A 24,367-nucleotide genomic window follows, 5' to 3' on the forward strand; every position below is an offset into this window, starting at 1 on the left:
TTCTTTTTCTGTTATTTGGGTTAACTGCCCCTTTATTTTTTTACCGTTTTGCTACGACCAAACCTTTTAAAATGGTTAATGCGGTGTAAAGTTGGTAATCTTCATGCAATAATGCCTGTGAATCCATCGGTTTGTTCTTTTTTTCAACTTGCTGATTATTTTCTTCTCCATTGTTTAAATGGTTTTTAAGACTGGCTTCAGTAAATCCTTTAAAGTTAGTATTATTTTTTTTATCTGGAATACTTACTTCTTCAACAACGATATCAGGAGTGATACCTTTGGCCTGTATGGAATGGCCTGATGGCGTATAATAGAGAGCCGTGGTTAATTTGATGGCTCTTTTCTCATCAAGAGGAAGAACCGTTTGCACAGAACCTTTACCGAAGCTCTTTGTGCCCAGGATAATAGCTCGTTTATTATCTTTCAAGGCACCGGCAACAATTTCTGAGGCAGAAGCAGAGCCATTGTTAATCAAGACCACTATCGGTGCATTGTGCATAATATCGCCTGGATTTGCCAGGGCAGTAAATTTTGAACCTGGTAAGCGGCCTTCTGTGTAAACGATTTTTTCTTCTTTGCCTTTCTTATCGTTATTGATAAAGGCATCGGAAACCTGTATTGCGGAATCCAGCAAACCGCCCGGATTATTTCTCAGATCAAGTATCAGACCTTGTAATTTTCCTCCAGACTGCTGTTTCAGTCTTTCTACAGCCTGTATTAAACTTTTACCCGTTAATGCCTGAAAATGCGTCAAACGAATATAGCCGTAGTGTCCATCCAGAAGTTTACTTTTAACACTTTTTATCTGGATGGTTTCTCTGACTAAGGTAAAGGTTAAGGGCTTGTCTTCCCCTTTGCGCAATATGGTCAGATCAATGGTGCTTCCTGGTTTGCCCCGCATGATATTGACGGCATCTTTAAGGCTTATGCCTTGCACGGATTGATGGCCGAGTTTAATGATATAGTCACCGGCTTTAATTCCAGCTTTAAAAGCAGGTGTGTCCACGAGAGGAGTAATGACTTTAACGACGCCTTCTTCCATGGTGACTTCAATTCCTAATCCACCGAACTCACCGCTGGTGGCCGTTTGCAGGTCTTTAAAAGCATCTTCATTGAGATAAGAGGAATGTGGATCAAGATTGCTTAACATGCCTTGGATTGCATTATCAAAGAGCTCTTTATCTTCTACTGGTTTGACATAATATTTTTTGATCTGATTAAGTGCATTAGAAAATCTCTGTACATCTTCAAGAGGAACAGGGCTGTTTGTTTCATTATTCTCGGCCAGTGCTGAAGTCGGAAAAACAGGTATCGTTAACAGTAATGCCAGGGTATGTGAGTATAACCATTTTGTTTGCATAGCATTCTCCTTCGATAGCACGGCCTTGAACAGTCGAACACTGTTCGTTGATTGTTATTCTTTATTAACAAGTATAGTGCACGATGGATGTAGAGACTAAATTAATACACATTTAGGATAGCCAACTTAGCGGAGATACCGCTTTTCCATGATGCCTTATTTCGAAGTATAGTCCGTTTTCCTTAATTCCGCCGCTATGGCCAACGCTTGCAATTTGTTCATTTTGCAGCACTTCTTCCCCTTTATGTTTGAAAAGAGATTCATTATGCGCATAAAGACTCATAAATCCATTTCCATGATCAATGATAAGCAATAAACCATATCCTTTTAACCAGTTACTAAACACCACCTTACCAGAATAGATGGCAATAACCGGTGTACCTTCCTTGGCAAAAAAGGTAACGCCCTGGTTCATTTTTTTAAAAGTATGAGGCTTTATTGTGACAGGATAAGGCATCTTACGGCGCATTTGATGAAATGGCTTGTGATTTTCCCGTAGGCTTTGTTTGGCGAGAGTAGCTAATAAATGAGTCAGATTTTCTTTATTGCGTTTAAATTCCTTTAATCTGGACTGTTTTTTCTGGATATCGTTGTTTAAAGCGCCAATAACGCTTTGATGATACTTTTTCGTTTCTATCAATTTTTGTTGCTGGGTATTTAATTGTTTTTGCAGCTGATGCTTTGTGGACAACTCTTCCTGAAGATGGTGTCTTGTTTGCGTTAATTGCTTATGGGCAGTTTCAATCTCATCAATTAATTCTTTACGGGATTTTATAATGTATTGATAATAGCTCATGACTCGACTGAAACTGCCCGGATTTTCCTGGCTCAGCAGCCATTTTAAAGGTTGATATTCCCCTATCTGATAGCAGGAGCGAACATGTTTAGCCAAAAGTTCCTGTTGTGTTGACAATTGTTGATTTAATTGATGATTTTGTTGTTGCAAAATTTTAATTTTTTCTTCTTTATCATTGATCTCTTTTTGCAGTTGACGCTGTTTTAAGATGCTGGCGCTAATTTGTTTTTCCGTCTTTGCCAATTCCTTATCAAGAACCTCTCGTCGATTATTGGCCTGCTTTAGTTTTTGCTGAAGAGCACCGATTTGAGCGTCCAGTTTTTTCAGTCGATGCTGGGTTTCCCTGGTCGAGGAGGGAAGAGGAGCAGCCTGTAGAGTGCTCGTACCTGATATGGGCTTGTTGATAAAAAGACAGAAAAATATGGCGCAAATGAGATATTCCCGTGAGCGAAAGAGCGTGGTTTTAATCATTATCTTTTTCCAACAGGGCTTTTCCAGTCATTTCCGCCGGCTTTTCGATATCCAGTAAAGCCAGTATGCTGGGTGCTACATCCACCAGACTGCCATTTTGTTGAGTAAACTTCCATTGCGGATGGCCAATATACAGCAAAGGTACAGGCATACAGGTATGTGCTGTATGAGGTTGATGCGTAGTTTCATCATACATGGTTTCAGCATTTCCATGATCAGCGGTTATCAGCAATTGTCCTTTGTGTTTTTTTAAGGCAGACCAAACCTGGCTCATGCACTTGTCAAGACATTCAATGGCACGAACTGTGGCTGAAAAATTGCCGCTGTGACCTACCATATCTGCATTGGCATAGTTACAGATGATGACATCATAAGCCTGACTGTTAATAGCGTCGACTAAGGCCATGGTTAGTTCCGGGGCACTCATTTCAGGTTGCAAATCATAGGTGGCAACTTGTGGGGAAGGAACCAGTATCCGGTCCTCGTCTGCAAACACCTCTTCTGTTCCTCCATTGAAGAAAAAAGTGACGTGGGCGTATTTTTCGGTTTCCGCTATTCTCAATTGAGTCAGGCCGTATTCGGAAATGATTTCACCCAGGGTATGCTGCATTTTAAGGGGAGGAAAAGCACAGATGGTGTTCAGATCCTTGGAATATTGAGTCATGCTGATAAATGCACTCAGCTTAGGCTGTGTTTTTCGTTCGAATCCTTGAAACTCTTCATCGATAAACGCTGAAGTAAGTTGTCTTGCTCTGTCTGCACGGAAATTAAAAAAGAAAACAGCATCGCCATTTTTAATGGGTGTACCATCGTTAATATGTGTAGGAGGGATGAATTCATCACTCACACCAGATAAATAATACTCTTTAATCGCTTCTTCTGCCGCAGGATAATGGTGTTCAGATTCGGCAGCTGTGATTAAATGATAGGCCGGTTTTATTCTTTCCCATCTTTCGTCCCTGTCCATTGCATAATATCTGCCGGTGATAGAGCAGATTTTAGCACCGGGTAATTGAGTTAATTGCTGATTTAAGCGATGTACGCTTTGCAGGGCACTTTGTGGCGGTGTATCTCTTCCATCCAGAAAGAGATGCAGACAAAGAGATTGAAATTGTTTTTCTGCACATAAATCCAGAAAGGCAAACAGATGGTCTTCATGACTGTGTACACCTCCAGGTGAGAGCAGCCCCATAACATGCATCGATTTCCCTGTTTCTTTTAAATGATCAATGGTTTGATTAAAGATGGTGTTTTCCGAAAAACGATCATCGCGAATAGACTGATTGATGCGAGTGAAATCCTGTGAAAGAATGCGGCCTGCGCCTAAATGCATATGGCCTACTTCCGAATTTCCCATTTGCGCATCCGGGAGACCAACCGATTGGCCGGAGGCCTGTAGCAACATGTGTGGTCGAGTGTTCCACCATTTATCCCATTGAGGTGTCCTGGCGGCATGGATAGCATTGTGATCCGCATTTTCATTGTAGCCCCAGCCATCAAGAATCATAAGAACCAGGGGGGTGCGTTCCGGCATTGCAGTCTCCGATATTGTTTGGACAATTATTGCATCTCACCGACTTCCGCACCTGCGTTTTTGGCTAAAAAATTAAATTTTTAAACATCAATGCTCATTTGCTCGTATGTGCGGTGCCGGGGTATCATTAAAATAAAATTATTATACCTGCCGTAAATAATTATGCGACTTTATCTTTAATTTTTTTCCAGGTACTAAAATACTGTTCACGTAGCCAGTGTTCATTAGCTATTATATAAACAAGTTTAATCATTAAGGTCAGGCATGTTTAAAAAAATTCTCGTAGCTAACCGGGGTGAAATCGCATTAAGGATTATACGCTCCTGTAAAGAAATGGGTATAGCAGCGGTGGCTATTTACAGCGAGGTGGATCGCTACGCTCTCCATGTCAAGAGGGCTTCGCACTCGCATTGCTTAGGAAAAAGTCCCATGAAAGCCTATCTTGATGCGCATCGCATTATTGAATGCGCAAAAGCAGCAGGTTGCGAAGCCATCCATCCTGGCTATGGTTTTCTATCGGAAAATGCTGAATTTGCCGATGCCTGCGAGCGAGCTGGTCTTGTCTTTATTGGTCCTAAATCATCCATTATCGCAAAAATGGGATCTAAAATTGCTGCCCGCGCGCTCATGCAAAAGGCCAAGATTCCTGTGATTCCTGGCAGTGATGGAAATTTAGATACAGTGGCTAATGCGATTGAATGTGCCAGACATCTGGGATACCCGGTGATGCTGAAGGCGACTTTTGGCGGAGGTGGAAGAGGCATTCGTATCTGTCAGAACGATGAGCAGTTGCGCCAGAATTTTTCCAGAGCACAATCTGAGGCCGAGAAAGCATTTGGTGATGCGCATATCTTTATGGAGAAATTGATTGTTAATCCACGCCATATTGAGGTGCAAGTCTTATCGGATCACTATGGAAACCGTGTACATTTATTTGAAAGGGACTGTTCCATTCAACGCCGTCATCAGAAACTGGTTGAAATTGCGCCTTCACCACAATTACAGCAAGAGGTACGTGCAAAACTTTATGACTATGCGCTTCGAATTGTGGATATTGTTGGTTATACCAATGCAGGTACTGTTGAATTTATTGTCGATGAGCAGTCAAACATTTATTTTTTGGAAATGAATACCCGACTGCAGGTGGAACATCCTGTGACAGAGCAGATCACTGGCATTGATATTGTTCAGGCGCAAATTCGTATTGCGGCTGGAGAAAAACTGCAATTGGCACAGGAGCAGATCAGTCGAAGAGGTTTTGCCATTGAATTTCGTATCAATGCTGAAGACCCTCAGAATGATTTTTTACCCAGTTTTGGACGCGTGACACGCTATTATGCTTCGGGTGGACCCGGTGTGCGTACGGACAGCGCAATATACACAGGCTATACGATTCCTCCGGATTATGATTCTCTTTGTGCCAAATTAACAGTTTGGGCTCTGGACTGGCCAAGTGTACTTTGTCGAGCCAGAAGAGCTTTAGAAGAAATGCGATTGTTTGGTGTGAAAACAACCATTCCTTATTATCTGGAAATGTTAAAGTCCAGTGAATTACAGGAAGGTTTGTTGACCACTTCCCTGGTAGAATCACACCCAGAATGGCTGGAATACTCTAATAAGACGATGCCGCAGCACAAAGCGGCAGTCATTGCTGCTGCACTGGCCATGTACAGTCACAGTCATTCAGAAGCCTAGCTTATTTTTATCGCCATATATAAAATTGATGTATAACCTGCAAAATTGGTTGCTATTTAGTCTAATTGAATATATAAATGCATGTATGATTCGTTTAATTATTTTGGATAAGGTATGCCTCTTTATCTCATCGATGGGCAAATTAACATCGAAAATTATAAACAGTATTGTCAAAACCATAAAATAAAGCCTGAAAACGCCGTTTTTATTTTTCCCGGGAATGCCAGCCACCATACGAAAGAAAGCACCTTGTTTTCAATTAAAAGTGGAGGTGGGCTGGCCAGGGCAGCGGCACAGATCGGCAGGGAAGGTTATGCCACCTTGAGTTTGCCCACCACCAATATGGAGAAATGGGAAAAGGACAAAAAGCAACAGGAAATTGTGCAAACGGCCATTGCCGATTTATATCGTGCGGCTGGCGCAGGTTATCATATAATCTTACCTGTTCGGTTTCATGAAAACGAGGACTACTTTGATGAAGGTTTGGGTGCTGAACAACTGTATGAACCAAATTTCTGGGGCGGCATACAATCTGTCCCTAATCTGCTCTTAGCCCGCCATTATCTTGAACAATTAAACCTGCTAAATGAGTTTCTTGATCAGGATGAGGATAAACAAAAAGAAAATCCTTTTTTTCAGGCATATCAGGACGGTAAGGACATGGATCCGAATCATCCATGGCTGCAGTCTCATCCTTTAAAAATGCGAGGGGACACTAAGGAAAGCACATCGAATTCAAACGCTGGGGCGGAATTATCCCTTTTTTCCATAGACAAAAATGCAGGCGCAACCGAGGTGTCGAATCAAACCTTCCCTCTGTCCTATGAAAAGCTTTATCAACGAGGCCAGAACTCTCTTGACAGTGCCCGTCAGCTATTGGTGGATTATACAAAAAATGACTCTTCGTTCCTGCGTTTGCTGCACGGTCATTGGAATGACAGACATTATGTGAAAGAAGTGAATGAGCTCGTTAAGAAAATTGATGATATGCAAATTACAACACTTGATGATTTAATCAGTGCATTTGATAATATCCAGGCTAACTCGGAACATACCTCTGATCCCTTATTCAGACGTATACAATTTATAAAAAATCATCGTGAAGAAGAGCAGAAGAGCCAATTTGATCTAAATAATGATTTATCCTAAAAGTGCACAAAAAAATTTCATCATCGCTAGGAACAATGAAAAATAAAAATTCTCGACGTTCATCTGATATTTTATTGCTAATTGCCTCTGATAAAAGCGCCGGCAAAACGGTATCTTATCGTTACCTTTTTAACATGCTTGGTGAGCGGGCTTTTGGCCTGGTGTTGTTATTTTTTGCTCTTCCAAGCGCTTTACCCCTTTCTGCCATTCCTGGTGTGGCGCTGGTATTCAGCATACCTTTAGCTCTTTGTAGCCTGCAAATGATTCTGGGACGACAAACGCTCTGGATACCAGGCATCATTGCCAGGCGAAGCGTTGAGCATGAAACATTAAAAAAAATGATTGAGAAGGCTTTGCCTTTTCTTGTTAAAATGGAACAATTGCTAAGACCACGTCTGGTTTTTTTGTTCAGACGTCCGATAGAGATGGTGACTGGTTTTTGTATATTTATATTGTCCATTTTATTAATGTTACCCATTCCGTTCAGTAATTTTATTTTGTCTGGCTTAATTATTCTCTTTAGTCTTGGATTTATTGAAAAAGATGGCTTATTTATCTTGATGGCTTATATAGGAAGCCTGGTTTATTTCAATTTTTTATTTTTCTTAGTCAGAATGCTCTTGCCGGCTTTTTAAAAAACCAATTCACTCATGTTACGCAGCACAGTTAAAATTTCAAAATGCGTCCAAAGGTGCAAAAAAGACAAAGCTGCTTAACATGAGCCAGTTAAGGCAGTTTGATAGGATTCAGTGAGGCTTCAAGCTGGTCTAATTTTTTCATCGAATCGGTCTCGGTGAAAAAGAAAAATTTTCGGTTTATGGCCAGATTGATAACACCGGCGATCGCATAACCAACGCCGACTCCTAAAACAGCAAGCCCAACATTGGCCAAAATATAATTCATGTTTCGGTGGGTTTTCAATTCCGGTTTGGCTTTATCAATGGCTTCGCCGCAGTTCTCTTTAAATTGCTTATAATCATCTTCGCTGGGAGTTTTCTTGCATATCAGATTTTGAGCTTCCCTGTCCAGTGTTTCAGTGAGCGCTTCTGTACGCTGAAAGGCTGAATCATATTTAAGATAGTCCTTACAGGATTTATCTTTAATTTTATCTCTTAAAGCTTGAAACTCTGCTTGCTTTTCTTTTAACTGCTGCAGATAACGGTTAAAGGGGCGCAGTTGAGATTCGGTTATCGTATTGATTTCTTTCTGAAGGGGCAGCAGTGTGTCTGATGGCTGGCTCCTTTCAATGTCATCATCTAAAATGTCTTCCAGCGTTTGAGAAGGATAACCAAGGGAACTGAGAGTAGATAGCGGCATAGAAGTGACTTCAACGGTCCGAGAAGATTCAGCCGGCCTTTCTTCCTCTTCAAAATTACCAATCCAGTCAAGACTGACGTCTTTTTCACATAAATTAAAAAGTTTTTCACATACCAGCGAGAGGTTGGGTCGTTGTTTAGGGTCTTCGTGAACTAATCCTTCAAGGATTTCCACCAAGACCGATATTTCTTGTTCGCTGAATTGAAGTTGCCTCAGCTGTTGCGGAACGGTTTGTTTAAAATCAAATTCTCTTTGCTTTCTGTAAAATTTGGTTAATTCCAGACAACCGAGCGCCCAAAGATAAATATATCCTATAGAAGCCAAATCAGAAAATTGATTATTTGTCGGGTCAACATCGCTTGAAGAAGGAGTTACTTCAAGTGCCATGAAGCCCAGTTTCCCTGGGATAAAAAATTGATTTGCATATTCTTTTAGAATCGCATTTCCGAAATCTATGACGTGGATGCCATCTTGGTTAATGATGAAATTATCCGGTTTTATATCCCGATGCGCATACCCTTTATCATGAAACTTATCCAATCCTTTGGCCAGATGATAAAAAAGAACGAGCATTTGATGGGGGGTAAAACTATTATTCTCAATAAGATTTTGAAAACATTCCCCCGGAATAAAGTCCGATACGATGGTATAAGAAGTATGATTTCGACCTGTTTTCTTCGATTGATAGGCGAGGAGTTTTTTATGACGCTCAAGGCATTCTATTTCTCGCTCTACCTGTCCGCAATTTTCAGGATTTGCCTTTATTTGCTTAACAAGGACTAATTTATTTTGCGAGTTTTGGGCCAGATAAGTGTGGGTTTTGTGTTCATGATTAAAGCTAATCTTTTTTAATATAGTAAACTTTTCGATTGTACCTGGTTTTAACTGAGGCATGTCTAAACTCTCGGACGCTTTGTTTTTTAAATTGGATAAAAAAAGATAAGGAGATTAAAAAATAAGAAGATGATAGGAAAAATACTAATTAATATGCGAAAAGTCAAGCTTTTAAACAAATATTCTTAAAGAAGAACAATTAGCCTAAATTGATTTAAAATAATCAAATAGGATCATTACAAAGTACCACCAAATCCAGGCGGCATGGCTGAGTTCTTAGAGGGTTATGAACATTTGGCGCTAATAATCCAGTCGTTCTCGTATTCTACTGACGTAATTTCTTAAACGTTTTTGCTGTTTAAGAAAGGCTCTTAAAGGCGTATCAATCTTAAAATAAAAAATATTGGCTAAAAATCCATAGCAGACAACGTCCACGGTATGGATTTTATCACCAAAAAGAAAGGTTTGCTGGCCCAATTCATTGTCAACGGCTTGTAGATCGGCAATGCCGGATTGGTAAATAGCATCCGCTTCATACCGGCCAATGCCCTGGAAATGATATTTTTCAATATTGTATTCATGGGCCTTTATGAGTGTTGCTTCAGAAACATCAGGACATTGCTTTAAAAAAGCTTCTTTAAACTCAGGCCAGAACCGTTCATCTTGCCATCGAGAATATGACATGACCCAATACAGATGATTATCAAGGGTGCGAGTAATTAAAAATTGAAGATTTTTTTGCTGATCAGACAAGTGCTTATCGGGTTGAAGATGATGTTTTTCACAAAGATAATCAATAATATGATTACTGTCAGTGATAATATTGCCGCCATCGTCGATGTAGGGCAGCTGTCCTCGCGGTGCATTCTTGATATCTATAATATTGTGATAGATATAACTGATTTTATGCAATCTTAAGAACGTATCTACTTTTAAACCAAAAGGATTATTATCGGGTAAGCCAAACAGGTTATGTCCGTAAACTGCTGTAAATTCAGGTTGACTTTTTAGGAGTGGAGTCATCGCTAAAATTCGGTACTATTGAGTTGTGAAAAACAATAACTATCGAAGGAGATTAGCGATGACGGATTACAATATTACAGTTGGAAAGGAATTGCTTCCAGAACTTTTATCAAGCCAGGATGGGCTCGCAAAGCTTGTTGAAGGTGTATTGAATCAGGTATTGGAGGCACAGGTGTCAGAAAGTCTGGGAGCAGACAAGCATGAACGTTCAGGTGAACGTATAGGCTATCGTAACGGTTACCGTCCAAGACAACTATACACTCGTGTGGGACCAGTCACTCTTCAAGTGCCGCAGACACGTGATGGCTCTTTTTCTACCGATATTTTTAAGCGCTATCAACGCAGTGAGCAGGCTTTTGTATTGGCTCTGATGGAAATGGTTGTTAATGGCGTATCAACCAGAAAAGTTAATAACATTACTGAAGAACTTTGCGGTGCTAGTTTTTCAAAGTCAACCGTCAGTCAACTGTGTTCTGGTCTTGATGCAAGAGTCAGAGCCTTCAACGAGCGTCGGTTTGATGGTGACAACTACCCATTTATCATGGTTGATGCGATGTTTATCAAGTGTCGTGATGGTGACAGAGTCGTGTCTCGAGCAGCCTTGACCATCTCGGGTATCAGAAGTGATGGCTACCGTGAAATACTGGGCCTTCGCATTGGTGACACTGAGAGCTATGCTACATGGGATGAAGCGTTTAAATGGCTAAAATCTCGTGGGCTAAAAGGCGTGATGTATGTTGTGTCAGACCAGCATGCAGGGCTTGTGGAAGCGGCTAGAAAGCACTTTCAAGGTGCAACCTGGCAACGATGCCAAGTTCACTTGATGCGCAACATCCTCGGGCACTGCTCTGTCAGACACCGCAAAGATGTTGCTGAAAAGGCAAAGCTTGTTTTTCAGGCACCTGATATGGAAGAAGCCAGGCGTAGACGCGATGATTTTATTGATGCCTTTGAGAAAAAAGCACCAAAATCAGTTACCTGCCTTGAGGAGGCTTTTGACGATGCCATGGTAGTTATGGCGTTGCCGGAGAAATACAGGAAGCGACTTCGCACCACCAACATGCAAGAGCGAATTAACGAGGAAATCAGGCGCCGAGAACGAGTGATAAGGATATTTCCTAATGATGATTCTGCATGGCGGCTGATTGGCGCTTTATTAGCTGAACAAAACGAGCAGTGGCAATCAAGGCGTTATCTTAATATGGACGAATTTAATGACTGGCTGGCTGAGAATGAAGCCGGAAAGTCTAATGTTGTAGGGATGAATGCTTTGACTAAATAACGTACTAACTTGATAGGCTGAATTAATGGGAATTTACAGCACTTTTTGGACTTGACCGCCAAACATCTGCGGGTACAAATATAAAATGAGCATGAAACATTCCTTTGAATATTTTTTATTATTATATACCCGATATTTCCCATTAGTATTGTTAAGGTAAAAATGGAGTCTATTTGAAATGGAAGCGTGCCGTTTACATACTGACGGCGTGCTGCTTTGGCATGCCGTCTTAATCTTTTTACAGCTAGCGTTCGAATTTAAATTTTTCGGGTTTGAAATAATTCAATCATTTCTTTATTAAAATCGGGAATATCATCCGGTTTGCGGCTGGTCACTAAATTGTCATCTTTGACGACCGACTCATCAACCCATTCTGCTCCTGCATTGATGAGATCACATTTTATGGAATACCAGGACGTTACTTTCCTGCCATGAACCGCTTTTGCATTAATTAATGTCCATGGGCCATGACAAATGGCGGCTATAGGTTTATTTTGTTTGTTGATTTCTTTGATGAACTCTATCGCTGCTGAATGAAGTCGTAATTGATCGGGATTGATGACACCACCAGGTAATAAAAGCGCACTATAATCATTCGCATGGGCTTCATTTAAGGGTACATCAACTTTAAACATGTCCCCTTTATCAAAATGATGCCATCCCTGAACTTCATTTTTTTCAGGCGAGACGATATAGGTGTCTGCTCCTTCTTCCTTCAATGCTTCTCTGGGTTTTTCCAATTCGACTTGCTCAAAGCCATTGGCAACCAAAATCGCTATTTTCATTCCTTTCAATTTATCCATGGTGAAACTCCTTTCTTGGTATGGATGTAAAGCATAGTCGAAACATGGATGTTGTAAAGAAAAAAATGATATGACAGAAAATTCAGACAATGTTGAACAAAATGACCTAATTTGTTTTGTGATATTTTTATTATTTTCACATCGGTGAAAAAAACAATATAACAGCATATTTGCGGGGAAGCGATTGCAAAATTTAAAGATGAGAGGAATGCTGGACTTCGTTGGTAAGTCAAGTCTGTCTATATTTAGGTTGGATAGTTTCCAATGGTTTGGGCATCCAGAGATTTTTTTTTGCCAATGAGTGGCTTTTAGTTTGAGTTCTTTTCATCAGTATCTATAGTTTAAAGACGATAAGGAAATAATATTTTACAAGGAGGAAAGCATGCTTGGTTGGGCAATATTTTTCTTTATTATCGCAATCATTGCTGCCATTTTTGGTTTTGGCGGTATAGCCGGAGCCGCGGCGGGGATAGCAAAAATTTTATTTTTCTTGTTCCTTGTTATTTTTATCGTATTTCTGGTTTTGGGACGAAGAGGACCTCCACCGCCGGTTTAAAGCGATGTTATCGATATTTACTCCGTGTCAAACCTGCCAAAGAATCATTATTCCTTGGCAGGTTTCTTTCGAACAATGACTGAAAAGCATCAGTTTCCTTGTTTACGCTTACTGTCGCCATACCCCTGACTTTTTCCCGTTTCATGTGCCGGTTTTTGAGATTCATTGCTTTTTGCAGGTTTGTTTGCTGTGTGAGCGTTTTTTTTCTGGTGATGGGTATTGTGGTGAGTCATTTTTTTCTCCTTTTTATTTGAAAAAATGTGGGTTAAGCAAATTAACATTAGTAAGGAAAATGAAATTACTCAAGGAAATGGAAAATTATTTTTAATAAAACATAACATATTGATTTTTATATAAATATTTTGGAGAAGCCATGGCCCACAGAATAGATCTTAATCGCTTTGAGCGAGAGAATAATTATCAATCAAGCGAACATCATCAATATAAACTGCGGCAAAACGACGGTTAAAATGTTCCTCCACATAGTCGACCTTGATGCCTGCTTTTATTAATTCATCTTTAAGGCTATTGCAATCTGCTGCCTGATGAAAACGTCTAGCGAACCATTCGGCTTTCTTTTTTTGCGCAATATTTAATCGACTGTTTCGCGAGCTGTAAGCTAAGCCACTGTTTTCACGAATCGTAGGACAGGCAATGATTTCTGTGTCCATAAAAAAGGCATCCACCATGTCACGAATCAATAAAAATTGCTGGTAATCCTTTTCACCAAAGTAGGCTTTATGTGGTTTGATGAGATGCAATAATTTCATGAGAACAGTCAGTACACCTGTAAAATGACCAGGGCGATGTTTGCCCTCCATATACTGAGATAGTTCGGTTTCCTGTATTTGAAAACGATAGTGGTCTTTGTACATCATGCTCTCATTCGGCAGGAAGCAATAGTGGACATTCAGTTCTTTCAACAGCGTAAGGTCGGCATTTAAAGTTTTTGGGTATCGGTGAAAATCTTCTGGCAGGTTGAACTGAGTTGGATTGACAAAAATACTGACAGCGGTGTAATCATTTTCTTTAAGACTTTGCATGAATAAAGAAGCATGACCTGCATGTAAATTTCCCATGGTGGGTACAAATCCCAATGAGGCATTGGATGGAAGTTGATGGCGAATTTGCTGCCATTCCGTCAGATCGTAAAAAATATCCATGATGAATGCTCAGTAAGCGTGTTCAGTGGCAGGAAAATGAACTTGTTTCACCTGCGTATCGTATTGGCGGATGGCTTGGTGTATCCATTCCTTGCCCTGAGTAAATTGTTTCAAAAACTTAGGTTTAAAGGCCGTTTGCAATCCCAGCATGTCATGCCATACCAGTACTTGTCCATCCGTGTAGTGGCTGGCTCCAATACCAATTGTAGGTATGGACAAAGATTCTGTGATGAGTTTTGCCAAAAGTTGAGGTACACATTCAATGACCAGAGCAAAACAACCGGCTGCCTCAAGCTGCTGGGCCTGATGGAGTAATTTTTCTCCTTCTTTCGTCGTTTTTCCTTGTACTACATAACCACCTAACTGGTGTACTGACTGCGGTGTCAAGCCAATATGGCCCATAACGGGAATGCCGCTGGAGACGAGAAATTGAATTCGCTCGCAGGTATCTTGTTCTGCGCCTTCTATTTTGACGGCATGAGCCCCAGCCTGTAGCAGACGTTTTACGTGCCTGACCGTTTCAGATTGGCTTTCCTTGTGGCTCAGAAAAGGCATGTCAGAAACAAGAAATTGCTGTTTCAGGCCACGCGCTACAGCTTCCGTATGTAACACCATCATATCCATGGTGGCCATAAGGGTGCTATTGTGCCCATGAACAACCATGGCGACGGAATCACCGACCAGAACACAGTCGAGTTCAGTTTCTGCTATAATGCAGGCAGAAGGATAATCATAACAGGTCAGCATGGAAATTTTTTGCTGTTGCTGTTTTTTCTTTTTGAAATCTAGAATATTCATTAACATCCTCCTGAATCATATATTTCAGCAGGATGGAGAGATACAGGTACCTGTCTCATAGATCAAGTCCTCCATTGTTTAAAATCTGAATGATAAGATGGTCACCGCTGATATCAGTCGGTGCAAAAATATTATGCTATCGGGCATATATCATATAGAATGGGCATTAAATTGCAAGATCGTTTATTATGGGGATACTATTGAAAGGAGGTTGTGTATTAAACATTGCTTACAATAGTGGCCAAGAGCCGGAGGGATGTTTTTTCACACATCTAAATGAGCAACCTTTCTCATCCAATACTGTCCTGACACTGAATGATTGATGAACATCAGGATTGCTATGTTATTTGCTGATAAACTGAATAAAACAGGTGAACATGCTTTTGTGTTTCAAGGTGCAAAGGGGCAACTTGAGGGTGTTTTGGCTGTACCTGAATCTCTTAAAGAAAACAGTGTCGCGATTTTAGGCCACCCTCATTCCTTACAGGGCGGCACAATGAATAACAAAGTGGTTACTACTTTGGCGCGTACATTTAAAGAGCTTGGTATTCCTTCTCTGCGTTTTAACTTCCGAGGCGTAGGTGCCTCTGAAGGACAGTACGATGCCGGAATAGGTGAAAGTAAAGATATGCTGGCATTAACCCATCTCTGGCTTAAGGAACAGCCAGAGTCGGAATGTTTCTTTGCCGGCTTTTCTTTCGGCTCCTATGTGGCCTACAGAGCTGCTGCCCAATGTCCACATCGAACCTTGGTGACAGTAGCGCCGCCCGTTCATCATTATGACTACCATGAATTTTCTCCGCCGCCTGAGCCCTGGATTATTCTGCAAGGAAATGAGGATGAAGTAACGCCTGCTGAGCTAGTGAATGATTTTGCCATTCAGATTGCTCCAGCACCCAAAATTCTTCGCTTTGAAGATACGGGTCATTTTTTTCACGGTAAATTGATTGAACTTAAAAGCCGCCTATTCGCTGTGCTTGAGGAAGAGGTTCTCTCAGATTGACATGAGTATTTTAACCGATTATGAACAGGCTGTTCTAAAGCATGAAATAAAGGATGACTTCCTGCAACGGGAAGTCATTGTTGAATTTGAGCGACTTGCCTGCGAACTGAGTGTATCCGGGCGGTCCTGGTTGGCAAGAATTCGAGGACAGCGAATCAAAGGCATTTATTTATATGGGCCTGTGGGTGTCGGTAAGACTTTTCTAATGGATTTATTTTACAAATCACTGAATTACCGTTATAAAGCCCGTTTTCATTTCCACCATTTTATGCAGCAAGTGGATGCTAAGCTACGGCAATTACAGGGCGAAAAAAATCCACTGCAGAAAATGGCCACTGAATTTGCCAAATCCGTCAAGCTGTTATGTTTTGATGAATTCATGGTTCATGACGTTGCCCATGCCATGATTCTTACCGATCTTTTACAAGCCTTGGTTTCGCGCGGTGTGGTATTGGTAATAACCTCCAATACCCGTCCTGAGGATTTGTACCTGAACGGCGTGCAGCGCGCACGCTTTTTACCGGCGATTGCCTTGATAAAGCAGCATTGTCAGATTTTGTATTTGAATGAAAAAAAAGATTATCGGCTTGGAAGAGAAACTTTATTTGAGGCCTATCTTTATCCTGCGGGCCCAAAAACGGATCAAAAAATGAATCAGCAATTCATGTCGATTGCCTCTTATGTGGAAGAAAAAAGCAATATAACCATTCAAAATCGCTGTATTCCTTATATCAAATGCTCAGCAAACGCCATCTGGTTTGATTTTTCCGTGATTTGCAATTCCCCTCGCAGCCAACTGGATTATCTTGAAATTGCTGATCGTTTTGAAACGGTTTTTGTCAGTAACCTGCCGATATTGACGGAAAAAGACACTCTGGCTGTGATTTTATTGATCCATTTTGTTGATGTTATGTATGATCGGGGCATTCGTTTGATCCTATCGGCTGCGGTCCCACTTGAACAATTGTATCGTGAAGGGGAAATGAAAGCTGAGTTTAAACGGACTTTAAGCCGACTTCATGAGATGCAGTCGGCTGATTATCTTAAACATCCTCCTCGGCGCCGAGGAGAGCATTTTTAAAGATGTATGGCTTGGACTGAATTTGAACCTGAGACAAAAGATTTTTTGAAAATGAGAATGATTATCATAATCATTTTATGTTAAAATTGAATCTATCCTTGGATCGTTTTTTTCTCAAATGAGCCGAATTACTGATTTTTCAAAAGGCGATAGAATCCGGCTGGTGGGTTTTGGCCAAACCGATGTTGTTTATAAACGGCGTCTTTTATCGCTGGGATTTACCTATGGTACAGAGGTTCGGATTGTCCAGTTTGCGCCACTCGGTTGCCCTGTTCTGGTGGAAGTTCGTGATACTTATCTTTCCTTACGCAAGGAAGAAGCTGCTGACCTGCAATGGGAGCAAATATGAAGCATGTTCTGTTGGTTGGTAATCCTAACAGTGGTAAAACCACTTTATTCAATGCACTGACCGGTGATAACCAGCGCATAGGCAACTGGCCAGGCGTGACCGTTGAAAAGAAAACCGGTTTTTTTCAATGCAACAAGCAAACCTTGCAAATTACGGATCTGCCTGGTGTTTATTCATTGGCGGTGAATCATGATGCAGTCAGCCAGGATGAGCAAATTGCTGCACAAGCGATTTTAGACCTCAAAGCTGACTGCATAATTAATGTGGTTGATGCTTGTCATCTGGAGCGGCACTTGTACTTAACCAGTCAGCTCATTGAACTGGGACGCCCTTTAATCCTCGTTCTTAACATGATGGACATCGCTGAGCAACGAGGGATTCATATTGATACAAAAGCTTTATCCAGAGCCTTAAATCTTCCTGTTTTAGGCATTCAGGCCCATAAACAAATTGGCCTGAATGCCCTTTATGAAGCACTGCAAAATAGCCCGCCAAAACCCGCTGGCTTTTCATTAAAACCCTTTTTACCGCAAAGACTTGAGAACAAGCTTGTTCATTTAAAGAAACAATTCTCAGCAAAGGGCATCGATGCCGATCTGGCTCATTATTACGCCTGTCGTTGGCTGGAAGGGGATAGCCGTTCTGCCATCAAAGATAGGCTTATTTTTAATATTCTCGATGTTGGTCAGGACGATGATGATATTTTGATGGCCGATGCAAGATATGCTTCTATTCACCAAATCGTACAAGAAGTGCAGCGCAAAAAAAGCGACATGAGTGATTTTGTAACTGCAAGAATCGATCGCATTGTATTACATCGATTTTGGGGAATACCTATTTTTTTAGGTATGATGTATCTGATGTTTTTATTTGCCATAAATATCGGCGGAGCCTTTCAGGATTTTTTTGACATCAGTACCGATGCGATTTTTGTGCAGGGAACAGCCTGGTTATTGTATAGCTTGTCCATGCCAAACTGGCTTATTGCCATTTTAGCCAATGGAGTAGGCAAAGGCATTAACACCACATTAACGTTTATTCCTGTCATTGCTTCCATGTTTTTCTTTTTGTCATTGCTCGAAGCCTCAGGTTACATGGCCCGCGCTGCCTTTGTGGTTGACAAGCTGATGCGTCTTCTTGGATTGCCCGGAAAATCCTTTGTTCCGATGATCGTTGGGTTTGGCTGCAATGTTCCGGCCATTATGGCTGCCAGAACCTTGGATTCTGAACGTGACAGAAGATTAACCATCATGATGAGTCCTTTTATGTCATGCAGTGCGCGGCTGGCCATCTATACAGTGTTTGTCGCAGCCTTTTTCCCCGTCGGGGGGCAGAACATTGTTTTTTCATTGTACTTGATAGGTATATTGATGGCCGTTTTGACCGGTTTTATGTTAAGAAAAACCCATTTTCAGGGACAATCTTCACCTCTTATCCTGGAATTGCCAGCTTACCATAAACCCTCCCTGCGCCGGTTGTTTAAAGAAACCAAAGTTCGTTTGAATTTTTTTGTTCTACGTGCTGGGAAATTAATTATTCCAATTTGTATTTTGTTAGGTGCTTTAAATGCCATCATGCTTGATGGAAGCATTAATAGTGGAGAGGCGAGCTCCCAATCGTTATTATCCTTAATGGGGAAATGGTTGACGCCGATGTTTGCTCCTATGGGGCTCAGTCAGGATAACTGGCCGGCTACCGTCGGATTGCTGACCGGAATGCTGGCTAAGGAAGTGGTGGTGGGGTCGTTGAATTCGTTATATGCACAAGTCGGACACTTCAGTCAAATGGCAGTCACTCACTTCAATTTATGGGGAAGTCTTAAGGAAGCATTTTACTCTGTGCCTGAGAATTTTTCTTCTCTTGGAGAGGCGCTGCTTAATCCGATTCTTGCCAGCGCACCTGACAGCGAGCTGTCTCAATCCGTTTACGGTATGATGGCGCAGCGCTTCGATGGTCAGGCAGGTGCTTTTGCTTATTTGTTATTTATTTTACTGTATATTCCCTGCGTGTCCACGATGGCGGTGATTCGTCAGGAAGCCAGTAAACGTCTGATGTGGTTATCTGTCATTTGGTCGTTTGTTCTTGCTTACAGCCTATCGGTTGTCTTCTATCAGCTTGCCCGGTTTTCTGCTCATCCGCAGCAAAGTTTGTTATGGGTGCTGGCTATGTTTATGCTAATTGCTTTCTTTATTGCCTTGATTCGTTTCAATAGACGCTTTAATGGAAATAATCATGTTATTAGCACTTCGTGATTTTATTCAAAGGGAGAAAATGGTCAGTTCTGAGCAAATGACACGAGCATTTCAAATCGATGAAATGGCACTTAAGCCTATGCTTGAATTTTGGTTAAGAAAAGGGATTATTAAAAAATGTCAGCCTCAGGTGAGTTGTAAAAGCCGTTGTTCGCGTTGCAGAATGCCTCCTGAATACTATCAAATATGTTGAATTTACGCTTTTTTTACCTTGCAAACGTCCCTCTGTCGTGATTGATGGATGAAATTGGGCTAAGATAATAAATATTACCGATAAGTCGTTGGGCTACAGAATGGCAGATGAATCCGATAATTCTCAACCTGGTATAAAAGAAGTTTCTGAGTCGCTCAGAAAAGAATGGATGCTGGAAGATCTTAACGACCCGGCAAAATTACTTGAGCGCGTGTATTTGCTATGGGCTCACTGGTCTGACTTTCATTTATATATAGTTACACCCAGTATTGATCCCATTACACCACCTTTAATAGTCAAGCCCGAACAACTGGGTAGCGAGGGAGAACAGGAATTTGTTTATGATATCCATGATCATGGTCATAAGCTGTCCACATCTAAAAGCGCTGATATGTTCAGTGCCGGGATGTCTATGTGCAAATTGTACTATACCATTGAAAAGATGATTTCCATGCTGGTCGATCGATTGAAATCCGGTGGTATTGACCCTGAAACGGAAGTTCAGGTGGCCTTTCACGGGCATGAATTAGCACAAAGAAAGGCTTTTGAGTCCATTATTAACCTCTCTTATAATGTGGTGGTGACTAACTTCAATCCTGGTGTTTGGGGTGAACGGTATCTGGAGACAGTTAAAAGACTGGCTGATAAAGGTTATGGATACCCACCCGAGGCGCCGCGAGATTCCTACAAACAACACCATGGGGCTGCGCCAGCCATCAAGCGATAGTATGCAATCTTTTTAAATCAGGATTAATGTTGTTTTACTCCAGCTCCTTAACAAAGAGGCTGGAGTCTTTCGGCAGAAAGGTGCAACAAACAGTGCTGGCCAATAAAGAACCAGTCTTAATGTAACCTGAACAGCAGTCAGAGGCCCTGATTTACAGGAGATGAGCCTGATTCGCCATGCCCGCATGCCTAAGGTTTGTCCTCCATATTTCACTGAATAATAATAGTAACTGTAAAAAATAAGAATGAGACTAAGTTGATACCATAAACTATGCGGAGGAATTACCTTGCCTTGGCGTAAGGCAAGACAGAAGGCAGTAAAAGTCAATGCCAATGTCACTGCAATAAAAAAATCATAGCATTGAGCACATACGTATTTGATATAAAACATTTTTTTGCAGTTCCAGGTAGCTGAGTTAACCGTATTTTAATTCATTGTGCTTTTAAGGTTTTCCCGTGTCATGAAATTGGAAAAAACGATTAAAATATTTACGAACTGGTCAAGAAAGGCCGAATTTGCACAACGGATTAATCGTTCTCGTATAAGCGGCAAAGTACCTGCAATTTTTCTTAAGTATTCATCGTCAACAGCATTCCACAAAATCATCTAGGTTACAAACTTTTCGTGTTCATTTCAGAATGATATACTTCTTTTTTTCTTTACTGTCATAATCCATTAAACACATTCCATTGAGTTGTGTTATATTTACGACTTTTCACGCAGAAGGAAGAAGAATATTGTGAATGAAAAAAGACCGGTTAATCTTGCTTTATTGACCTTAAAGTATCCTCCTATGGCCATAGCGTCTATCCTGCACAGGATATCCGGGATTGTGCTTTTTTTATTAATGCCTGCCGTACTTTATTTTCTGGCCAAGTCATTATCTTCTGAAGAAGCTTTCCATGAGACACAGAGCTTATTGGCTCAACTGCACTGGAAGTTGCTGCTATGGGCTTTTTGCGCAGCTTTGATTTATCACTTGCTGGCAGGAATACGTCATATGGTAATGGACTTGGGCTTTGGTGAAAGCCTGGAAGCTGGTCGCAACAGTGCCTTGGCCGTTATTATTCTCACCATTATATTAACAATATTACTGGGACTCTGGATATGGTTAGCAATGTGACCAGTTTGACTGGCAATGGTTTAAAAGATTGGTTAATTCAAAGAATTACCGCAGTTTATTTTGCTGTATATTCCTTAGTGGTAGTCTTTTATTTATTATTAAAACCTCAATTGCAATACAGTGAATGGCATGCCCTGTTTGCAAACACCTGGTTTGAAATTGCCACTATTATTGCGCTTATTACTTTGACCTTGCATGCCTGGATTGGTGTGTGGACCGTTACCACAGATTATATAAAATCAACGGCGCTGAGAATTTCCGTCCAATTATTCATCGTTTTATGGTTATCGGCTCAGTTTATCTGGGGTCTGATGATCGTTTGGGGGCAATGAGCATGGCATTTCCACGTAATAAATTTGATGCAGTCATCATTGGTGCCGGAGGCGCAGGAATGCGTGCTGCACTTCAGTTGGCCAATTCCGGCATGAAAGTGGCCTTATTATCCAAAGTTTTTCCTACTCGTTCACATACGGTATCGGCGCAAGGAGGGATAACGGCAGCGCTGGGCAATGCCGATGAAGATGACTGGCGCTGGCACATGTATGACACTGTAAAAGGTGCTGACTATATTGGCGATCAGGAAAGTATCGAATACTTATGTAAGACAGGCCCTGAAGCGGTTTATGAACTTGAACATATGGGGCTGCCTTTCTCCAGGATGGATAATGGTAAAATTTATCAGCGCCAGTTTGGTGGGCAATCCAAAAATTTTGGCGGTGAGCAGGCTGCCAGAACCTGTGCAGCAGCGGACAGAACCGGGCATGCTTTATTGCATACGCTCTATCAGCAGAATTTAAAGGCAAAAACGCATGTGTTTTCAGAATGGTATGCATTGGATTTCGTGAAAGATTCTCATGGCAGGATTGCCGGCGTGACAGCCTTATGCATTGAAACAGGTGAAATTGTCTTTTATCAGACTCGCGTTTGTATCATGGCAACCGGCGGCGCTGGCCGTATTTTCCAGTCGACCACAAACGCCCTTATCAATACCGGAGATGGTTTTGGCATGGCGCTGCGTGCCGGTCTTCCCTTACAGGATATGGAAATGTGGCAGTTTCATCCTACAGGAATTGCTGGAGCAGGTGTCCTGGTGACGGAAGGATGTCGCGGCGAGGGCGGTTATTTGATCAACAAAGATGGCGAACGCTTTATGGAACGTTACGCGCCCCGAGTAAAAGATTTGGCTTCGCGTGATGTGGTTGCACGAGCCATGGCTTTGGAGATACGTGAGGGTAAAGGTTTTGATCCGGATGGCGTTGATCACGTAAAGTTAAAGCTGGATCATCTTGGGGCTGATTTAATTACGTCCAGACTGCCCGGCATTCGTGAGTTATCCATGAAATTTGCTGGCGTTGACCCTGTGTATGAACCTATTCCGGTAGTGCCTACCTGCCATTACAGCATGGGGGGTATTCCTACCAATATTCATGGCCAGGTGCTTACAAGGGATAATGGTAAAGATCAGGTTGTGGAAGGTTTGTATGCTGTAGGAGAATGTGCCTGCGTCTCAGTTCACGGCGCCAATCGGTTAGGTGGCAATTCATTGCTTGATCTGGTGGTTTTTGGACGTGCTGCCGGGTTACACATTGAGCATTTATGGCAATCCAATCAATTGCCTGATATGCCTTATATTTCTGATGACAATATTGCTCCCTCCATGCAACGCTATGAACGCTGGGAAAATTCCAAAGAAGACGGAGAAGATATAGCAAAACTGCAAAACGAAATGCAGCGTGTAATGCAACAGGATTTCGGCGTTTTCCGCAAGGGCGATGTCATGGAAGAAGGCTTGCACAAATTACAGGATCTGCGTGAGCGTCTAATGCATGCTAAACTGGGTGATAAGAGCTCTGTATTTAATACAGAAAGAATTTCAGCGCTGGAACTGGATAATTTAATGGCAACTGCCTATGCCAGTGCTCAATCAGCTTTGGCAAGAACCGAAAGTCGTGGAGCGCACAGCCGTGAAGACTACCCTGAAAGGGACGATGAAAACTGGATCAAACATACGCTTTATTTTGCTGAAGGCGATAGGATTAATTATCGACCGGTTAATACATCACCTAAACATATCGCGACTTTTGAGCCGAAAGAGCGCGTTTACTAGAGAGGATATTCCATGGCTGATACAAAGACTCTGAGCCTTTCTATTTATCGATATAATCCGGAAAAAAAGGATGCGAAACCTTATATGCAGGATTATGAAATAAGCATTCCAGCTAAAAGTGACCCTATGCTGTTGACCTTGCTTGAACGTCTTAAGGCAGAGCAGGACAATACCATTGCTTACCGGCGCTCCTGTCGTGAAGGTGTTTGTGGTTCAGATGGTATGAATATTAATGGCACCAACGCCCTGGCCTGCGTGACATCCTTGTCGCATCTTAAGACCGACAGAATTGTGATCCGCCCTTTGCCGGGTTTTCCTGTGATTCGCGATTTAGTGGTGGATATGAGTCAGTTTTACCAGCAATATGAGCGAATAGAACCCTACTTGCAAAACGAAGAGGAACCGCCAGCACGTGAACGTCTGCAATCGCCAGAAGAACGGGCTAAGCTGGACGGTTTATACGAATGTATTTTGTGTGCTTGTTGCACAAGTTCTTGCCCTTCATACTGGTGGAATCCTGACAAATTTGTCGGACCGGCCGGTCTTTTGCAGGCAAGACGTTTTTTGGCAGACAGCCGTGATAGCGCTACTTTGCATCGTTTGGATAATTTACAGGATCCATTCAGCGTATTTCGTTGTCGTTCAATTATGAATTGCACGTATGTCTGCCCGAAGGGACTCAATCCAACGCAAGCGATAGCTGAAATTCGCAAGCAAATGTTGAACCAGGAAACTTAATTAAATTTTCTTG

General features: G+C 41.6%; 25 protein-coding genes. 15 read left to right on the forward strand and 10 right to left on the reverse strand.

The window, feature by feature from the left end; genetic code table 11:
• Nucleotides 1-40 precede the first annotated feature (40 nt).
• The 3 genes from E4T55_RS09685 to gpmI form a co-directional block, all read right to left on the reverse strand.
• Entirely contained in the window at nt 41-1,360 is a 1,320-nt protein-coding gene (locus E4T55_RS09685; protein WP_058500911.1) for a S41 family peptidase, read from the reverse strand.
• A 112-nt stretch (nt 1,361-1,472) separates the two neighbouring features.
• Nucleotides 1,473-2,627, reverse strand: coding sequence for a murein hydrolase activator EnvC family protein (locus tag E4T55_RS09690; protein WP_082636470.1), 1,155 nt, complete (start codon nt 2,625-2,627; stop codon nt 1,473-1,475).
• Nucleotides 2,620-4,161 carry a 2,3-bisphosphoglycerate-independent phosphoglycerate mutase gene (gpmI, locus tag E4T55_RS09695; protein ID WP_058500912.1) on the reverse strand — a complete coding sequence of 514 codons (1,542 nt, stop codon included), beginning with the start codon at nt 4,159-4,161 and terminating at the stop codon, nt 2,620-2,622. The genes E4T55_RS09690 and gpmI overlap by 8 nt, the downstream gene beginning before the upstream one ends.
• 264 nt (nt 4,162-4,425) lie before the next feature.
• Here gpmI and E4T55_RS09700 point away from each other — a divergent pair, with 264 nt between their 5' ends.
• The 3 genes from E4T55_RS09700 (at nt 4,426) to E4T55_RS09710 (ending at nt 7,640) form a co-directional block, all read left to right on the forward strand.
• Nucleotides 4,426-5,856, forward strand: a complete 1,431-nt coding sequence (locus E4T55_RS09700; RefSeq protein ID WP_058500913.1) for an acetyl-CoA carboxylase biotin carboxylase subunit — start codon at nt 4,426-4,428, stop codon at nt 5,854-5,856.
• A 114-nt stretch (nt 5,857-5,970) separates the two neighbouring features.
• Nucleotides 5,971-7,005, forward strand: coding sequence for a DUF5617 domain-containing protein (locus E4T55_RS09705; protein ID WP_058500914.1), 1,035 nt, complete (start codon nt 5,971-5,973; stop codon nt 7,003-7,005).
• A 35-nt stretch (nt 7,006-7,040) separates the two neighbouring features.
• A complete protein-coding gene (locus tag E4T55_RS09710; protein ID WP_058500915.1) occupies nt 7,041-7,640 on the forward strand; it encodes an exopolysaccharide biosynthesis protein in 600 nt (199 codons plus the stop codon).
• A 91-nt stretch (nt 7,641-7,731) separates the two neighbouring features.
• Here the strand turns inward: E4T55_RS09710 and E4T55_RS09715 are convergent, their stop codons facing one another.
• Both E4T55_RS09715 and E4T55_RS09720 read right to left on the reverse strand, forming a co-directional pair.
• Nucleotides 7,732-9,216 carry a protein kinase domain-containing protein gene (locus tag E4T55_RS09715; protein WP_058500916.1) on the reverse strand — a complete coding sequence of 495 codons (1,485 nt, stop codon included), beginning with the start codon at nt 9,214-9,216 and terminating at the stop codon, nt 7,732-7,734.
• Between the two features lie 240 nt (nt 9,217-9,456).
• Nucleotides 9,457-10,179 carry a glutathione S-transferase family protein gene (locus tag E4T55_RS09720; RefSeq protein ID WP_058500917.1) on the reverse strand — a complete coding sequence of 241 codons (723 nt, stop codon included), beginning with the start codon at nt 10,177-10,179 and terminating at the stop codon, nt 9,457-9,459.
• Between the two features lie 58 nt (nt 10,180-10,237).
• On the opposite strand from E4T55_RS09720, the gene E4T55_RS09725 reads away from it, so the two are divergent.
• Nucleotides 10,238-11,461: an IS256 family transposase gene (locus E4T55_RS09725; protein ID WP_115325208.1), complete on the forward strand. Its 1,224-nt coding sequence runs from the start codon at nt 10,238-10,240 to the stop codon at nt 11,459-11,461.
• Between the two features lie 257 nt (nt 11,462-11,718).
• On the opposite strand, the gene E4T55_RS09730 is transcribed toward E4T55_RS09725, so the two are convergent.
• Nucleotides 11,719-12,264 (reverse strand): type 1 glutamine amidotransferase domain-containing protein, encoded by a 546-nt coding sequence (locus E4T55_RS09730; RefSeq protein ID WP_058501599.1) that lies wholly within the window; start codon nt 12,262-12,264, stop codon nt 11,719-11,721.
• Nucleotides 12,265-12,646: 382 nt separating this feature from the next.
• Here E4T55_RS09730 and E4T55_RS09735 point away from each other — a divergent pair, with 382 nt between their 5' ends.
• Complete coding sequence (locus tag E4T55_RS09735) at nt 12,647-12,820, forward strand: DUF1328 family protein (protein WP_065235983.1); 174 nt, start codon at nt 12,647-12,649, stop codon at nt 12,818-12,820.
• Between the two features lie 89 nt (nt 12,821-12,909).
• Here E4T55_RS09735 and E4T55_RS15220 read toward each other — a convergent pair whose 3' ends face one another.
• From E4T55_RS15220 to panB, 3 genes are all read right to left on the reverse strand, one after another.
• Nucleotides 12,910-13,053, reverse strand: coding sequence for a hypothetical protein (locus tag E4T55_RS15220; RefSeq protein WP_156411801.1), 144 nt, complete (start codon nt 13,051-13,053; stop codon nt 12,910-12,912).
• Nucleotides 13,054-13,212: 159 nt separating this feature from the next.
• Complete coding sequence (gene panC / locus E4T55_RS09740) at nt 13,213-13,983, reverse strand: pantoate--beta-alanine ligase (RefSeq protein WP_058501598.1); 771 nt, start codon at nt 13,981-13,983, stop codon at nt 13,213-13,215.
• A gap of 9 nt (nt 13,984-13,992) precedes the next feature.
• Complete coding sequence (gene panB, locus E4T55_RS09745; RefSeq protein ID WP_058501597.1) at nt 13,993-14,781, reverse strand: 3-methyl-2-oxobutanoate hydroxymethyltransferase; 789 nt, start codon at nt 14,779-14,781, stop codon at nt 13,993-13,995.
• Nucleotides 14,782-15,121: 340 nt separating this feature from the next.
• Between panB and E4T55_RS09750 the strand changes: the two genes are divergently transcribed.
• From E4T55_RS09750 to E4T55_RS09775, 6 genes are all read left to right on the forward strand, one after another.
• Nucleotides 15,122-15,784 (forward strand): alpha/beta hydrolase, encoded by a 663-nt coding sequence (locus E4T55_RS09750; RefSeq protein ID WP_058501596.1) that lies wholly within the window; start codon nt 15,122-15,124, stop codon nt 15,782-15,784.
• A gap of 1 nt (nt 15,785) precedes the next feature.
• A complete protein-coding gene (gene zapE, locus E4T55_RS09755; RefSeq protein ID WP_058501595.1) occupies nt 15,786-16,865 on the forward strand; it encodes a cell division protein ZapE in 1,080 nt (359 codons plus the stop codon).
• A 118-nt stretch (nt 16,866-16,983) separates the two neighbouring features.
• A complete protein-coding gene (locus tag E4T55_RS09760; protein WP_058501594.1) occupies nt 16,984-17,214 on the forward strand; it encodes a FeoA family protein in 231 nt (76 codons plus the stop codon).
• Entirely contained in the window at nt 17,211-19,466 is a 2,256-nt protein-coding gene (feoB, locus tag E4T55_RS09765; protein WP_058501593.1) for a Fe(2+) transporter permease subunit FeoB, read from the forward strand. The genes E4T55_RS09760 and feoB overlap by 4 nt, the downstream gene beginning before the upstream one ends.
• Nucleotides 19,447-19,659: a FeoC-like transcriptional regulator gene (locus tag E4T55_RS09770; RefSeq protein ID WP_058501592.1), complete on the forward strand. Its 213-nt coding sequence runs from the start codon at nt 19,447-19,449 to the stop codon at nt 19,657-19,659. The genes feoB and E4T55_RS09770 overlap by 20 nt, the downstream gene beginning before the upstream one ends.
• 100 nt (nt 19,660-19,759) lie before the next feature.
• Nucleotides 19,760-20,386: a hypothetical protein gene (locus E4T55_RS09775; protein WP_058501591.1), complete on the forward strand. Its 627-nt coding sequence runs from the start codon at nt 19,760-19,762 to the stop codon at nt 20,384-20,386.
• Nucleotides 20,387-20,398: 12 nt separating this feature from the next.
• Here the strand turns inward: E4T55_RS09775 and E4T55_RS09780 are convergent, their stop codons facing one another.
• Complete coding sequence (locus tag E4T55_RS09780; protein ID WP_058501590.1) at nt 20,399-20,776, reverse strand: RDD family protein; 378 nt, start codon at nt 20,774-20,776, stop codon at nt 20,399-20,401.
• 349 nt (nt 20,777-21,125) lie between these two features.
• On the opposite strand from E4T55_RS09780, the gene sdhC reads away from it, so the two are divergent.
• The 4 genes from sdhC to E4T55_RS09800 are packed head-to-tail and all read left to right on the forward strand — an operon-like array spanning nt 21,126 to nt 24,354.
• Complete coding sequence (gene sdhC / locus E4T55_RS09785) at nt 21,126-21,509, forward strand: succinate dehydrogenase, cytochrome b556 subunit (RefSeq protein WP_058501588.1); 384 nt, start codon at nt 21,126-21,128, stop codon at nt 21,507-21,509.
• Entirely contained in the window at nt 21,494-21,841 is a 348-nt protein-coding gene (gene sdhD, locus E4T55_RS09790) for a succinate dehydrogenase, hydrophobic membrane anchor protein (RefSeq protein WP_058501587.1), read from the forward strand. The genes sdhC and sdhD overlap by 16 nt, the downstream gene beginning before the upstream one ends.
• Before the next feature lie 2 nt (nt 21,842-21,843).
• Nucleotides 21,844-23,616 (forward strand): succinate dehydrogenase flavoprotein subunit, encoded by a 1,773-nt coding sequence (gene sdhA / locus E4T55_RS09795; RefSeq protein WP_058501586.1) that lies wholly within the window; start codon nt 21,844-21,846, stop codon nt 23,614-23,616.
• Nucleotides 23,617-23,628: 12 nt separating this feature from the next.
• A complete protein-coding gene (locus tag E4T55_RS09800) occupies nt 23,629-24,354 on the forward strand; it encodes a succinate dehydrogenase iron-sulfur subunit (RefSeq protein WP_058501585.1) in 726 nt (241 codons plus the stop codon).
• Nucleotides 24,355-24,367 lie beyond the last annotated feature (13 nt).

Source organism: Legionella israelensis (genome assembly GCF_004571175.1).
Taxonomy (GTDB): Bacteria; Pseudomonadota; Gammaproteobacteria; order Legionellales; family Legionellaceae; genus Legionella_D; species Legionella_D israelensis.

Coding starts and splice junctions, on each gene's coding strand:
- E4T55_RS09685 (WP_058500911.1), bottom strand. CDS start 1,360: ATGCAAACAAAATGGTTATACTCACATACCCTGGCATTACTGTTAACG.
- E4T55_RS09690 (WP_082636470.1), bottom strand. CDS start 2,627: ATGATTAAAACCACGCTCTTTCGCTCACGGGAATATCTCATTTGCGCC.
- gpmI (WP_058500912.1), bottom strand. CDS start 4,161: ATGCCGGAACGCACCCCCCTGGTTCTTATGATTCTTGATGGCTGGGGC.
- E4T55_RS09700 (WP_058500913.1), top strand. CDS start 4,426: ATGTTTAAAAAAATTCTCGTAGCTAACCGGGGTGAAATCGCATTAAGG.
- E4T55_RS09705 (WP_058500914.1), top strand. CDS start 5,971: ATGCCTCTTTATCTCATCGATGGGCAAATTAACATCGAAAATTATAAA.
- E4T55_RS09710 (WP_058500915.1), top strand. CDS start 7,041: ATGAAAAATAAAAATTCTCGACGTTCATCTGATATTTTATTGCTAATT.
- E4T55_RS09715 (WP_058500916.1), bottom strand. CDS start 9,216: ATGCCTCAGTTAAAACCAGGTACAATCGAAAAGTTTACTATATTAAAA.
- E4T55_RS09720 (WP_058500917.1), bottom strand. CDS start 10,179: ATGACTCCACTCCTAAAAAGTCAACCTGAATTTACAGCAGTTTACGGA.
- E4T55_RS09725 (WP_115325208.1), top strand. CDS start 10,238: ATGACGGATTACAATATTACAGTTGGAAAGGAATTGCTTCCAGAACTT.
- E4T55_RS09730 (WP_058501599.1), bottom strand. CDS start 12,264: ATGGATAAATTGAAAGGAATGAAAATAGCGATTTTGGTTGCCAATGGC.
- E4T55_RS09735 (WP_065235983.1), top strand. CDS start 12,647: ATGCTTGGTTGGGCAATATTTTTCTTTATTATCGCAATCATTGCTGCC.
- E4T55_RS15220 (WP_156411801.1), bottom strand. CDS start 13,053: ATGACTCACCACAATACCCATCACCAGAAAAAAAACGCTCACACAGCA.
- panC (WP_058501598.1), bottom strand. CDS start 13,983: ATGGATATTTTTTACGATCTGACGGAATGGCAGCAAATTCGCCATCAA.
- panB (WP_058501597.1), bottom strand. CDS start 14,781: ATGAATATTCTAGATTTCAAAAAGAAAAAACAGCAACAGCAAAAAATT.
- E4T55_RS09750 (WP_058501596.1), top strand. CDS start 15,122: ATGTTATTTGCTGATAAACTGAATAAAACAGGTGAACATGCTTTTGTG.
- zapE (WP_058501595.1), top strand. CDS start 15,786: ATGAGTATTTTAACCGATTATGAACAGGCTGTTCTAAAGCATGAAATA.
- E4T55_RS09760 (WP_058501594.1), top strand. CDS start 16,984: ATGAGCCGAATTACTGATTTTTCAAAAGGCGATAGAATCCGGCTGGTG.
- feoB (WP_058501593.1), top strand. CDS start 17,211: ATGAAGCATGTTCTGTTGGTTGGTAATCCTAACAGTGGTAAAACCACT.
- E4T55_RS09770 (WP_058501592.1), top strand. CDS start 19,447: ATGTTATTAGCACTTCGTGATTTTATTCAAAGGGAGAAAATGGTCAGT.
- E4T55_RS09775 (WP_058501591.1), top strand. CDS start 19,760: ATGGCAGATGAATCCGATAATTCTCAACCTGGTATAAAAGAAGTTTCT.
- E4T55_RS09780 (WP_058501590.1), bottom strand. CDS start 20,776: ATGTTTTATATCAAATACGTATGTGCTCAATGCTATGATTTTTTTATT.
- sdhD (WP_058501587.1), top strand. CDS start 21,494: ATGGTTAGCAATGTGACCAGTTTGACTGGCAATGGTTTAAAAGATTGG.
- sdhA (WP_058501586.1), top strand. CDS start 21,844: ATGGCATTTCCACGTAATAAATTTGATGCAGTCATCATTGGTGCCGGA.
- E4T55_RS09800 (WP_058501585.1), top strand. CDS start 23,629: ATGGCTGATACAAAGACTCTGAGCCTTTCTATTTATCGATATAATCCG.